The sequence below is a fragment of the Rhizobium sp. AG855 genome, assembly GCF_003610655.1.
GTDB lineage: Bacteria > Pseudomonadota > Alphaproteobacteria > Rhizobiales > Rhizobiaceae > Allorhizobium > Allorhizobium wuzhouense.
This window is the reverse complement of record NZ_RAQG01000003.1, coordinates 3,183,951-3,195,779: the sequence shown is the minus strand read 5'-3', so window position 1 is coordinate 3,195,779 and position 11,829 is coordinate 3,183,951. Positions and strand designations below refer to the sequence as shown.

11 protein-coding genes are annotated in these 11,829 nt (G+C 61.3%); 8 read left to right on the top strand and 3 right to left on the bottom strand.

Features of this window, described 5'->3' with window-relative positions:
* Nucleotides 1–33: 33 nt before the first annotated feature.
* Nucleotides 34–909 (bottom strand): polyphosphate kinase 2, encoded by an 876-nt coding sequence (gene ppk2 / locus DFO46_RS15710; protein ID WP_120277922.1) that lies wholly within the window; start codon nucleotides 907–909, stop codon nucleotides 34–36.
* Nucleotides 910–1,155: 246 nt separating this feature from the next.
* On the opposite strand from ppk2, the gene phoR reads away from it, so the two are divergent.
* The 7 genes from phoR to phoB all read left to right on the top strand — a co-directional run bounded on the left by phoR (nucleotide 1,156) and on the right by phoB (nucleotide 8,766).
* Complete coding sequence (gene phoR / locus DFO46_RS15705) at nucleotides 1,156–2,364, top strand: phosphate regulon sensor histidine kinase PhoR (RefSeq protein WP_120278284.1); 1,209 nt, start codon at nucleotides 1,156–1,158, stop codon at nucleotides 2,362–2,364.
* A gap of 187 nt (nucleotides 2,365–2,551) precedes the next feature.
* A complete protein-coding gene (locus tag DFO46_RS15700) occupies nucleotides 2,552–3,592 on the top strand; it encodes a substrate-binding domain-containing protein (RefSeq protein ID WP_110790091.1) in 1,041 nt (346 codons plus the stop codon).
* Nucleotides 3,593–3,660: 68 nt separating this feature from the next.
* Nucleotides 3,661–5,121 carry a phosphate ABC transporter permease subunit PstC gene (gene pstC, locus DFO46_RS15695; protein ID WP_120277921.1) on the top strand — a complete coding sequence of 487 codons (1,461 nt, stop codon included), beginning with the start codon at nucleotides 3,661–3,663 and terminating at the stop codon, nucleotides 5,119–5,121.
* Nucleotides 5,118–6,473: a phosphate ABC transporter permease PstA gene (gene pstA / locus DFO46_RS15690; protein WP_110790089.1), complete on the top strand. Its 1,356-nt coding sequence runs from the start codon at nucleotides 5,118–5,120 to the stop codon at nucleotides 6,471–6,473. Before pstC ends, pstA begins: the two co-directional genes overlap by 4 nt.
* Before the next feature lie 59 nt (nucleotides 6,474–6,532).
* Entirely contained in the window at nucleotides 6,533–7,294 is a 762-nt protein-coding gene (gene pstB, locus DFO46_RS15685) for a phosphate ABC transporter ATP-binding protein PstB (RefSeq protein WP_245408819.1), read from the top strand.
* A gap of 46 nt (nucleotides 7,295–7,340) precedes the next feature.
* Nucleotides 7,341–8,054 (top strand): phosphate signaling complex protein PhoU, encoded by a 714-nt coding sequence (gene phoU, locus DFO46_RS15680; protein ID WP_110790087.1) that lies wholly within the window; start codon nucleotides 7,341–7,343, stop codon nucleotides 8,052–8,054.
* Between the two features lie 28 nt (nucleotides 8,055–8,082).
* Nucleotides 8,083–8,766 carry a phosphate regulon transcriptional regulator PhoB gene (phoB, locus tag DFO46_RS15675; protein ID WP_062276616.1) on the top strand — a complete coding sequence of 228 codons (684 nt, stop codon included), beginning with the start codon at nucleotides 8,083–8,085 and terminating at the stop codon, nucleotides 8,764–8,766.
* A gap of 77 nt (nucleotides 8,767–8,843) precedes the next feature.
* On the opposite strand, the gene DFO46_RS15670 is transcribed toward phoB, so the two are convergent.
* Nucleotides 8,844–9,866: a helix-turn-helix domain-containing protein gene (locus DFO46_RS15670; RefSeq protein WP_245422580.1), complete on the bottom strand. Its 1,023-nt coding sequence runs from the start codon at nucleotides 9,864–9,866 to the stop codon at nucleotides 8,844–8,846.
* Between DFO46_RS15670 and DFO46_RS15665 the strand changes: the two genes are divergently transcribed.
* On the top strand, nucleotides 9,839–11,014 hold the full coding sequence (locus DFO46_RS15665) for a DJ-1/PfpI family protein (RefSeq protein WP_245422579.1): 1,176 nt from the start codon (nucleotides 9,839–9,841) through the stop codon (nucleotides 11,012–11,014). The two genes, DFO46_RS15670 and DFO46_RS15665, sit on opposite strands and share 28 nt — an antisense overlap.
* A gap of 158 nt (nucleotides 11,015–11,172) precedes the next feature.
* On the opposite strand, the gene DFO46_RS15660 is transcribed toward DFO46_RS15665, so the two are convergent.
* The gene (locus tag DFO46_RS15660; protein WP_110790084.1) at nucleotides 11,173–11,706 is read right to left on the bottom strand and encodes a GcrA family cell cycle regulator; all 534 of its coding nucleotides are present in this window, start codon (nucleotides 11,704–11,706) and stop codon (nucleotides 11,173–11,175) included.
* Nucleotides 11,707–11,829 lie beyond the last annotated feature (123 nt).

The window sequence follows — 11,829 nt, the reverse complement described above, 5'->3', positions numbered from 1 at the left end:
TGAAGGTTTCACCCGAACCTGTGGGAGGCTTCCTCAGTCGAGGAAGCCGGGGCCGCTGCCGATGATTTTCTTGTCGAGCTTGCCGATCTTGTCCTTGCCCTCGTAGTCGAGCGACAGAAGGATGTGGCGGATCAGGTTGAGCCGTGCCCGCCGCTTGTCATTGGCATGCAGGACGGTCCAGGGCGCACGCTCCGTATGGGTTTCCTTCAGCATCCGGTCGCGCTTCTGGGTGTAGTCGTCCCACTTGTGCAGGGCGGCGATATCCATCGGCGACAGTTTCCAGCACTTCAGCGGATCATGCCGGCGGTCGTGGAAGCGCTTCAGCTGCATCTCCTGTCCGGTGTCGAGCCAGAACTTGAAGAAGTGGATGCCCTCCTGCTCGATCAGTTTCTCGAAGCGCGGCGCCTGCTTGAGGAAAGCCTCGTATTGCTCGGGCTTGCAGAAGTTCATGACCGGCTCGACGCCCGCGCGGTTGTACCAGGAGCGGTCGAACAGCACGAATTCGCCGGCGGACGGGAAGTGCGAGATGTAGCGCTGGAAATACCATTGCCCCGCCTCGGTCTCGGTCGGCTTGGTCAGCGCCACGACGCGGGCCGAGCGGGGGTTCATGTAAGCAAGCGTCGCGCTGATCGCGCCGCCCTTCCCGGCAGCATCCCGCCCTTCGAACAGCGCCATGACGCGCTGTCCGGTCTTCTGCATCCAGAACTGCACCTTGACCAGTTCGATCTGGAGTTCGGTAAGTTCGGCGACATAGTCCTTTTCCGAGAGCTTCTTGTCATAGGGAAAACCGCCGGACTTCAGCGCCTCCTCCTCGATCCAATCCGGCAGGTCCGGCAGGTCGATGTCGAAGATCCGCTCCTTGCCGCGGATCTTCAGGGTTACGGCGCGGCTTTGCGTCTGTGCATCCATGGTCTTCCTCCGGCTCCATCGGCCTTGTTTGCCTTCAGTAATTGAGCGCAAGCGAAGATAGAGCGCAAGGCTTGTGTCCAACATCCGGGCATGCGGGGCGCGCATGGGGGATAAAGCTGACCTGGCCATGGCAGGCCACCGGAACTTCTGTCATGAATCACCGCTATCAGGCTTGGCATGGATAAAGCGCGAGGTGCGTCGCAGGTGGCAGACAACGACGGGCAGAGCAGCGGCTGGCGCCGCCCCATGAAGCACCTTCTGTCGCGCTGGCTGGCAATTGTCGCTTCGGCGCTGATGGCTTTGGCGGCATCGTATTCCGGTGCGGCTCCCGGTTACGCGCTCGTGCTTTTCGTCCTGCTGGTCGGGCTCGTGATGGTGGTCGATCCACCCGGCGCGAACGAGAGGGGGCCGACGATCGTCAACCCGCAGCCGGCCATGCCGGCTGATCCGCTGCCGTCGATCCGTGCCTCGATCGAGGCGCTCGACATGCCTGTCTTGGTGATGGGGGCTGGCGCCGACCTGCTTGCCCAGAACGCGGCGGCCGAACGCGCCTTCGGTGATCTCGGCGAAGGGCAGCACGTCTCGGCCCGTTGGCGCTCTCCAGGCATTCTCGACATGATCCGCGAGACGATCGAGACGGGAACGCCCAATCAGATCGAACATTCGGAGCGTCTGCCGTCGGAGCGCGTCTATATCGTGCGTGTCGCGCCCGTGGAGACGGAGGGGCGTCCGCTCTTTCTTCTCTCCTTCCGCGACATCTCCGAGCTGCGCCGGCTGGACCGCATGCGCAGCGATTTCGTCGCCAATGCCAGCCACGAACTGCGCACGCCGCTCGCCTCACTGCGTGGTTTCATCGAGACCATGCAGGGGCCTGCCAAGGACGATGCCAAGGCCAAGGAACGCTTCCTCGCCATCATGCTCGATCAGGCGAACCGCATGAGCCGCCTCGTCGACGATCTCCTGTCGCTGTCGCGGCTTGAATTGAAAGCACATCTGCCGCCCGACCAGATGGTTGATCTGAAGCCGGTGCTGGGTCATGTGCGCGACAGCCTTGCTCCTCTGGCGGCGGATCTCGGCGTCGAGATCCGCCTCGACCTGCCCGAAGAGAAGATCGAGGTGATGGGGGAGCGGGACGAACTCGTCGAGGTTTTCGAGAACCTGATCGAGAATGCCTGCAAATACGGCCAGGACGGCAAGGTGGTGGATGTCGTGGTGCGTCGAGAGCCGGGCGTCGGCACCGAGGTGCGCGTGCGTGACCGCGGCCCGGGCATTCCGGCTGAACATGTTCCGCGCCTGACCGAGCGTTTCTACCGGGTCAATGTCGAGGACAGTCGCTCGAAAAAGGGCACGGGTCTCGGCCTTGCCATCGTCAAGCACATCCTCACCCGTCACCGCGCACGCCTGCTCGTGAAGTCGGAACTGGGCGTTGGCAGCGAGTTTACCGTCCGTTTTTGACATAAAACCTCCATCCAGCCTGAAGGCGTCGTAAATTTCGATGCATTTTCAGAGGCTTGATATGTCACAAATGTTTCATCCAACTGACATAAAAGCGTGAGCTGAGAGCCGTTATGAACGCAGCTGCCGATGCTTGGCAGACGCCGCACGGCCGCAAAGACACACAAGCCCATTCCGGGAGATGACTATGACCGCTCTGAAACTTTCCCTCGCTGCCTTGGCGGCCACCGTGGCCTTCGCCGGCGCAGCCGTCGCCCGCGACCAGATCCAGATCGCTGGCTCCTCCACCGTTCTTCCCTATGCATCGATCGTTGCCGAAGCCTTCGGCGAAAACTTCGACTTCGGCACCCCGGTTGTTGAAGGTGGCGGCTCTGGCGCCGGCCGCAAGAAGCTCTGCGAAGGCGTGGGTGAAAACACCATCGACATCGCAAACTCCTCCTCGCGTATCAGCAAGTCGGACATCGAGCTCTGCAAGACCAACGGCGTGACCGACATCCAGGAAGTCCGCATCGGTTACGACGGCATCGTCTTCGCCTCTGAAATCAGCGGCCCGGAATATGCCTTCACCACCGCTGACTGGCACAGCGCTCTGGCTGCCAAGGTCGTCAAGGACGGCAAGCTGGTCGACAATCCGTACAAGACCTGGAACGAGATCCGCGCCGACCTGCCGGCTCAGCCGATCCTCGCCTTCATCCCGGGCACCAAGCACGGCACCCGCGAAGTCTTCGACGTGAAGGTCATCGAAGCTGGCTGCGAAAAGGACGGCACGCTCGAAGCCATCCTCGCTTCCAACAACGGCGACAAGGATGCTGCCAAGAAGGCTTGCACCGCGCTGCGCACCGACGGCGTCTCTGTTGACATCGACGGCGACTATCCGGAAACCCTGGCACGCATCGCCGCCAACAAGAACGCCATCGGCGTCTTCGGCCTGTCCTTCTACCAGAACAACACCGACAAGCTGCGTGTTGCCACCATGGAAGGCGTCGTTCCGTCGGTTGAAACCATCGCCAAGGGCGAATACCCGGTTTCGCGTCCGCTCTACTTCTACGTCAAGAACGCTCACCTCGACGTCATCCCGGGTCTCCAGGAATACGTAGAGTTCTTCGTTTCTGACGAAATCGCCGGCCCGAACGGCCCGCTCGCAGCTTACGGTCTGGTTTCGGATCCGGAGCTGGCCAAGACGCAGGCAGCCGTCAAGGCTCGCACGCCGATGGCGCCGCTGAACTAAGTCTCGAGTTTGACCGGCGGCACCAAAGTGCCGCCGGTTTCCGTTTCCAGGAGACATGGCGGGGCAAAATGGAAGTGAGTATCATCATCCTGGGCGTATTGGCCCTTGCGGCAATCGGCTACGGCCTCGGCAGGCGGCGGGCAATGGCCCTCTCGGCAGAGCGTGGCATGAAGCTGCATTCTCTTCCTGGTTTCTACGGCCAGACGGTCGCACTGATCACCGCCGTGCCGGCGCTGATCCTGCTGATGCTCTGGCTGACCGTGCAGCATCCGATCATCGATGGCCGGATCAGCGGCATGATCACGGACGCGTCGGTTCCCGAAGGTGGCGCCCACAGCCTTGTCATGGCGGATGTCCGCCGCATCGGCGACGGGCTTGCCGTTCTGCGTGAAACCGAGGCGAAGGCTGGCAGCGACGTCGATATCAAGGCACTGGACGCCGACAATATCCGCAGCCGCCTGGCCGGTGTCGGCATCGCGCTCGGCGCGGATGTCCCAGCCGAAGTCTTCGAGGCCGCCAAGGCTTATCGTGCTGATATCGACTTCAGCCAACTTCTGATGACCATCGCCGTGTTTGCGCTCGCCATCGGTGCCCTGCCGCTTGCCTACATCCGCATCGACCCCGAGCTCCGGGCGCGCAACATCAGCGAGAGCTTCGTCAAGGCGATCCTGATGATCTCCTCGCTGGTGGCGATCATGACCACGGTCGGCATCGTCGGCTCGCTGGTTGTCGAAACCTATGTCTTCTTCACCATCTATCCGGCGCAGGACTTCTTCTTCTCGACGGTCTGGAACCCGCAGTTCCGCGGTGGCTCCGACCTCGGCATCCTGCCGCTGCTCTGGGGTACCTTCTACGTCTCGCTGATCTCGCTGGTTATCGCGGTTCCGATCGGCCTGATGATCGCAGTCTTCCTGTCGGAATATGCAGGCCCGAAGACCCGCAGCATCGTCAAGCCGGCGATCGAAATGCTGGCCGGCATTCCGACCATCGTCTACGGCCTTTTCGCGCTCGTCACGGTCGGTCCCTTCCTGCGCGACTGGCTCGCCCAGCCGCTCGGCCTCGGAAGCTCGTCTTCGTCCGTCCTGACCGCCGGTCTCGTCATGGGCGTGATGATCATCCCCTTCGTCTCGTCGCTGTCGGACGACATCATCAATGCCGTGCCCCAGGCGCTGCGTGACGGTTCCTATGCGCTCGGTTCCACCCAGTCGGAGACGATCAAGCAGGTCGTTCTGCCGGCCGCCCTTCCGGGCATCGTCGGTGCCGTGCTTCTGGCGGCCAGCCGCGCGATCGGGGAAACCATGATCGTCGTGCTCGGGGCCGGTGCCTCGGCCAAGCTCGATCTCAATCCCTTCGAGGCCATGACGACGGTGACCGTCAAGATCGTCAGCCAGCTGACGGGCGACACCGAATTCGCAAGCCCAGAGACCCTGGTCGCCTTCGCGCTCGGCCTCACCCTTTTCGTCATCACGCTCCTTCTGAACGTGATCGCCCTCTACATTGTCCGTAAGTACCGGGAGCAGTACGAATGACCGACCTCACCGCATTCGGAGCCCCCGCAGCAAAGGGGCAGCCCAAGTCTCTCCTGAACCTCGACGAACGCACCCGCAAGCGCAACGCGGCGGAAGCTCGCTTCCGCCTCATCGGCAAGGCTGCCGTTGCATTCGGCATCATCGCGCTCGTCGGTCTGCTCGCCTCGATCTTGTCGAACGGTCTGTCGTCCTTCCAGCAGACCTATATCACGATCGATGTCTATCTCGATCCGGCCAAGCTCGATCCGTCCGGCACCGGTGATCGCGCTGCCATCGCCAAGGTCTCGACCTTCGGCTACACACCGCTGATCGAAAAGGCGCTAGGTGACGCAATCGCCGCCAAGGGGCTGGCCTCAGAAGGCCTGACGCCCAAGACGGTTGGTGAACTGATCTCCAAGGATGGCCCGGCCAACCTGCGCAACTACGTGCTGGCCGATCCGTCGGTCATCGGCAAGACGGTCTCCTTCGACCTGCTCGCCGCCGGCCGCATCGACGGCTACTACAAGGGCCGCGTGACGATGGAGAGCGCCAAGCTCGACCGCAACGTTTCGCCCGAGCAGCTCGTGCTCGCCGACACGCTGAAGCAGGCCGGCATCCTGGTGACCAAGTTCAACTGGGCCTTCTTCACCGCCCCCGATGCATCGGACACCCGTCCGGAAGCGGCCGGCCTCGGCATCGCCGTCATCGGCTCGGCCTATATGATGCTGATCGTGCTGGTCCTGTCGCTGCCGATCGGTGTCGCCACCTCGATCTATCTTGAGGAATTTGCGCCGCAGAACTGGTTTACCGACCTCATCGAAGTGAACATCGCCAACCTGGCGGCCGTTCCCTCCATCGTCTTCGGTATCCTGGGTCTTGCCGTGCTGATCAACTTCATCGGCCTGCCGCAATCGGCACCGGTGGTGGGTGGCCTGGTGCTGACCCTGATGACGCTGCCGACGATCATCATCGCCACCCGTTCGGCGCTGAAGGCGGTCCCGCCCTCGATCCGCGATGCCGCGCTCGGCGTCGGGGCCTCGAAGATGCAGTCGATCTTCCACCACGTGCTGCCGCTCGCCATGCCGGGCATCCTGACCGGCGCGATCATCGGCCTGGCCCGTGCGCTCGGCGAAACCGCACCGCTGCTCCTGATCGGCATGGTCGCCTTCGTCAAGGAATTCCCCTCCGGTCCGCCGGACGGGTTCTTCCAGCCCGCTTCGGCTCTGCCGGTGCAGGTCTACAACTGGACCCAGCGCGGTGACCCGGCTTTCGTGGAGCGCGCCTCCGGCGCCATCATCGTCCTCCTGGTCTTCCTGATCCTGATGAACCTGGTAGCAATCATTCTTCGTCGCCGCTTTGAGCGTCGTTGGTAAGGGGGTGTATGATGATGAACAATCTCTCGACAAAGATGACGACGACGAAAGCGCCAATCATGACTGAATCCAAGATCACCGCACGCGACGTGCAGGTTTACTACGGTGAGAAGCAGGCCCTGCGGGATGTGAACATCGAGATCCGTCCGCGCTCTGTGACCGCCTTCATCGGCCCGTCGGGCTGTGGCAAGTCGACCTTCCTGCGCTGCATCAACCGGATGAACGACACGATCGCGAGCTGCCGCGTCGAGGGCAACATCCTGATCGATGCGGAGAACATCTACGACACCAAGGTCGACCCGGTGCAGCTCCGCGCCAAGGTCGGCATGGTCTTCCAGAAGCCGAACCCGTTCCCGAAGTCGATCTACGAAAACGTCGCCTACGGCCCGCGTATCCACGGTCTGGCCAAGAACAAGGCCGATCTCGACGAGATCGTCTCGACCGCGCTGCAGAAGGCCGGCCTCTGGAACGAAGTCAAGGATCGCCTGGATGCCGCCGGCACCGGTCTGTCCGGTGGTCAGCAGCAGCGCCTGTGCATCGCACGTGCGGTTGCCGTCAGCCCGGAAGTCATCCTGATGGACGAGCCCTGTTCGGCGCTCGACCCGATCGCGACCGCCAAGGTCGAGGAACTGATCCACGAACTGCGCGAGAACTACACGATCGTCATCGTCACGCACTCGATGCAGCAGGCTGCCCGCGTCTCCCAGCGCACGGCCATGTTCCACCTGGGCGAGCTCGTCGAAGAAAACGACACCGACAAGATGTTCACCAACCCGGACGACCAGCGCACGCAGGACTACATCATGGGCCGCTTCGGCTGAGTTTTCTCGGTCACATCAGGCTCTCTTCAACATCAAGGATTAGGCTATGGCTTCCTCACACATCTATTCGGCCTTCGACGAGGAACTGAAATTTCTGATGCGCCGCATCTCCGAGATGGGCGGTCTTGCGGAGCAGATGGTCGCTGAAAGCGTACGTTCGTTGGTCAATTCCGACGCAGCACTCGCCCAGAAGGTCATCTCCGACGACGTCGTCATGGACGCGATGGAAAAGGAAATCGGCGAAAAGGCCGTTGTCACCATCGCCAAGCGCCAGCCGGTCGCATCGGATCTTCGTGAAATCATCGGTGCCCTTCGCATCGCCGCCGACCTTGAGCGCGTCGGCGATCTCGGCAAGAGCAATTCGAAGCGTGTCGTTGCCATCCAGGCAACGGGCGTGCCGCGCAAGCTCGCCCGTGGCCTCGAACATCTCTCCGACCTGGCACTCGCCCAGCTCAAGGAAGTGCTCGACGTCTACACGACTCGCTCTGCCGAGAAGGCGAAGTCGATCCGTGACCGCGACGAGGAGATCGATGCGATCTACACCTCGCTGTTCCGCGAACTGTTGACCTACATGATGGAAGATCCGCGCAACATCACCAGCTGCACGCATCTTCTGTTCTGCGCCAAGAACATCGAGCGCATCGGCGACCACGCAACGAACATCGCCGAGACGATCTATTACATGACCACCGGTGCGGTTCCCGAAGGCGAACGCCCGAAGGAAGACCTGACGTCTTCCGTCGGCGCGATCAACGAATGAGCCGTGGCCGCAGCGAGGTAATGGTTTGATGCAGCCGAAAATTGCCGTCGTCGAAGACGAGGAGGCGCTGAGCGTGCTCCTGCGTTACAATCTGGAGTCGGAAGGATACGAGGTCGAGACGATCTTGCGCGGCGACGAGGCCGAGATCCGTCTGCAGGAACGGGTGCCGGACCTGCTGATCCTCGACTGGATGCTCCCGGGCGTTTCCGGCATCGAGCTCTGCCGGCGCCTGCGCGTTCGTCCGGAGACCGAGCGCCTGCCGATCATCATGCTGACGGCGCGTGGCGAGGAAAGCGAGCGGGTACGCGGTCTGGCGACGGGTGCGGACGACTATGTCGTCAAGCCGTTCTCGACGCCGGAACTGATGGCCCGTGTCAAGGCGATGCTGCGACGGGCAAAGCCCGAAGTGCTGTCGAGCGTCCTGCGTTGCGGCGACATCGAGCTTGATCGCGAAACCCATCGCGTTCATCGCAAGAGCCGCGAAGTTCGCCTCGGCCCGACCGAGTTCCGCCTTCTCGAGTTCCTCATGACATCGCCCGGTCGCGTCTTCTCTCGCTCGCAGCTGCTGGATGGCGTCTGGGGCCACGATATCTATGTCGATGAACGCACCGTCGACGTGCATGTCGGGCGTCTGCGCAAGGCTCTGAACTTCTCCAACATGCAGGATGTCATCCGCACCGTTCGCGGCGCGGGCTACTCCATGGAAGCATGATTTGCCCGGAAGGATATGTGTTCGGAGGGCTCCCACCGGCTGAGACATCAGGGCTTTGCGAATAAAGTGCTGTTTGATCAGCGCGTTGCGAAACGTTCGCGGTAAAAAGAGGGCGTGATACTCAACCGCTTCTGGAAAACCCTGTGAAGCGTATCCAAGCTGCCGAAACCGGATCGTTCTGCAATTCGTGCAAGCGGCCAATCCGAGCTTTCCAGCAGTAGCTTCGCTCGATCGATCCGGATGGTTTCGACGAACTGCGCAGGCGTCGTTCCGGTCTGCTTGCGGAAGGCGCGCGAAAAGCTGCGTTCGCTCATTCCGCATCGCGCCGCGAGGGCCGGGCCCGAGAAGTCGCCAACCGGATTCCCGATGATATCGTGGAGGAGCGATCGCAAGCGAGGCGCCACGTCGCTTTGGATGGCAAGGCTGCTGCTGAACTGCGACTGCCCTCCTGGGCGCCGCATGAAAAGAACCATCTGACGGGCCACAGCCAGAGCAACTTTGTGGCCGAAATCGGCTTCGATCATCGACAGCGAAAGGTCGATGCCTGCGGTGATGCCTGCTGATGTGAAAACGGGCGGATCCGCGACGAAGATTGCATCTGGTTCGACGACAGCCTGTGGGCAGAGTTTTTCGAGCAGTGCGACCGAAGCCCAATGAGTGGTCGCCCTCTTGCCATTAAGATAGCCGCCGGCGGCCAATACAAAGGCTCCGGTACAGACGCTGGCCAGACGACGGGTTGCCGAGATCCGAGTGGACAGCCAAGGCAGCAGGTCCGAGTTGAAAATCAGATCGCGAAGCGCGTCTTCGCTGCCTCCGGGAACGATGATCGTGTCCAGGTCGGAGGGGAGATCCCGCAAGGCGATCGCTCCCCCCAGACTCAGGCCAGTCAGGCCACTGCAGGATACCGGCCCGCCCAAGGGAGATGCGAGGATGATTTCGTAGGATTGCCCGGCATCCGTCAGATGCTGGTTGGCAATCGCAAACGCTTCCATCGGCCCGACGACATCCAGTGCCTGGACACCATCATAGCCAATAAACGCAATCTTCCGGTGTGAAGAGACGCCCATCATCATTGGCTCAAATTGCGATATGTTTGACATTTTGGCCAGCCCTCCACACCGGTAATCTGCGTCTGGAAAGCAATCCGGAGATGACTGTGATCAGACCAGGCCTTATCCTTGCGACGCTCGCATTGAGTTGCATCTTGGCGGGAGCGACATTGTCGTCACAATCCGCTCCAGAAGTTTCTGGCGTGGAAGTGCCTCAACCCAAAGCCGGGCGGCTGCGCCCTCTTGTTGCAATCGTGGCTGATAATGCCGGGACGGAGACGACGGACCTCATCGTCCCCTATGGTGTCTTGAAGGAAGCTGACGTGGCCGACGTCATCATCGTTTCCAGCAAACCTGGTCCTGTGACGTTGATGCCGGCGCTCACCATTGAGGCAGACATGACGATCGCGGAATTCGACAGGCGTTACCGGCAAGGAGCCGACATCGTCGTCATCCCCGCCCTGCATGACAGCGAAAATGAAGCGATCGTCGAATGGGTTTCGCGGCAATACAGAAGCCGGGCCTTCATCATGTCGATATGTGAAGGCGCCTGGGTCGCTGCCAAGGCCGGTATTCTCGATGGGCGACAGGCCACCACGCACTGGTATGCGATGGACAAAATCGCAGCTCGATATCCCAAAGCGGTCTGGGTGCAAAACAAGCGATATGTGGTCGATCAGAACGTCATGACGACGACCGGCGTCACGGCCTCCCTCCCGGCCAGCCTCGCACTTGTCGAAGGCATCGCCGATGAGCGTACCGCAAGTGCGACGGCTGCGCATTTCGGGGTAACGGCTCTCGGACCGCTGGCATGGAGCCCCGAACACGATAGCGCCTCTTTCCACGTGACAAGCGGCAGGATTGGCTTGATCATGTGGAACTATCTGGCCTTCTGGCGACATCAAACCCTGGACGTTGCAGTCTTTCCCGGTGTCAACGAGGTCGCACTTGCGCTTGTATCCGACGCCTGGTCGAGAACCTATCGTTCGAAGGTCGTCGCGACCTCCTCTGCCGCTTCGGTTCGTACGCATTACGGCCTTCATCTCATTTCGGACCGAACTCCCGCCGGTGAGGCAGCCATTACCATATTAGATGAACCGGCTTTGGGGCAGTTTGACCAGGCGCTTGACGACATCGAGAAGCGTTATGGAAAACGAACAAAGGACGTCGTGGCACTTCAACTCGAATACGAAAAATGAAGGCTCGACCCAACGAAGTTCGTCTTCTCTGCAAAGGCAAAAGGCCTTTAGACCATGTCCGTTGAGCAGAGAATGAGCTTGGGCAGATTTCTTCATGTCTCAAAGGCGAAACGAAAACGGGCCCCGAAGGGCCCGTCCGGTATTCGATGCGTCTGCTATCAGCGTGCGGCCTTGCGGCGTTCGCTGACCGGCTGGTAGGCGAGCTTCGCGTGATAGGTGCAATAGGGCGAAGCGTCGCTGATTTCGCAGCCGCAGAAATGGAAGTCGTCCTTCATCGGATCGCCGATCGGCCACTTGCAGGTGCGTTCCGTCAGTTCCGTCAGCGCCAGGCGGCGCGAGATCGGCACGACAACGTTGAGCGGACGGCTGACTTCGATCTCCTGGAAGGCGTCGACTTCGACTTCTTCCTTGAGCATGGTGGCGCCGGCAGCACGGGTCACGGTGCGGGTGGTTGCAGCTGCCGGGCGCGCCTGAAAATTCGCCGGGCGCTGGGTCGTCGCAGTGCGCTTGGCAGGACGGGCAGAAGAGGAGCTGCCGCCGGCTTTCGCACGACCAGGCAGGTTCAGTCGGTGCACCTTGCCGATGACGGCATTTCGGCTCACGCCGCCCAGTTGTGCTGCAATCTGGCTCGCGCTCAGGCCTTCGGCCCAGAGACGCTTGAGTTTTTCAACCCGCTCATCAGTCCAATTCATGCCATACTTCTCCGCCGCTCGCGTGTGTCATGGCAGAATCCGTCACCGTTGCTTCGAACGAATTCGAAACAAAACCGCCTCGTAACTGTCGGTGATCACTTCCGCCGCATGCAATCTCTTAAT

What these genes read in the sequence shown, in the direction of transcription:
- ppk2 (WP_120277922.1), bottom strand. Translation starts at nt 909, where the DNA reads ATGGATGCACAGACGCAAAGCCGCGCCGTAACCCTGAAGATCCGCGGC.
- phoR (WP_120278284.1), top strand. Translation starts at nt 1,156, where the DNA reads ATGAAGCACCTTCTGTCGCGCTGGCTGGCAATTGTCGCTTCGGCGCTG.
- DFO46_RS15700 (WP_110790091.1), top strand. Translation starts at nt 2,552, where the DNA reads ATGACCGCTCTGAAACTTTCCCTCGCTGCCTTGGCGGCCACCGTGGCC.
- pstC (WP_120277921.1), top strand. Translation starts at nt 3,661, where the DNA reads ATGGAAGTGAGTATCATCATCCTGGGCGTATTGGCCCTTGCGGCAATC.
- pstA (WP_110790089.1), top strand. Translation starts at nt 5,118, where the DNA reads ATGACCGACCTCACCGCATTCGGAGCCCCCGCAGCAAAGGGGCAGCCC.
- pstB (WP_245408819.1), top strand. Translation starts at nt 6,533, where the DNA reads ATGACTGAATCCAAGATCACCGCACGCGACGTGCAGGTTTACTACGGT.
- phoU (WP_110790087.1), top strand. Translation starts at nt 7,341, where the DNA reads ATGGCTTCCTCACACATCTATTCGGCCTTCGACGAGGAACTGAAATTT.
- phoB (WP_062276616.1), top strand. Translation starts at nt 8,083, where the DNA reads ATGCAGCCGAAAATTGCCGTCGTCGAAGACGAGGAGGCGCTGAGCGTG.
- DFO46_RS15670 (WP_245422580.1), bottom strand. Translation starts at nt 9,866, where the DNA reads ATGTCAAACATATCGCAATTTGAGCCAATGATGATGGGCGTCTCTTCA.
- DFO46_RS15660 (WP_110790084.1), bottom strand. Translation starts at nt 11,706, where the DNA reads ATGAATTGGACTGATGAGCGGGTTGAAAAACTCAAGCGTCTCTGGGCC.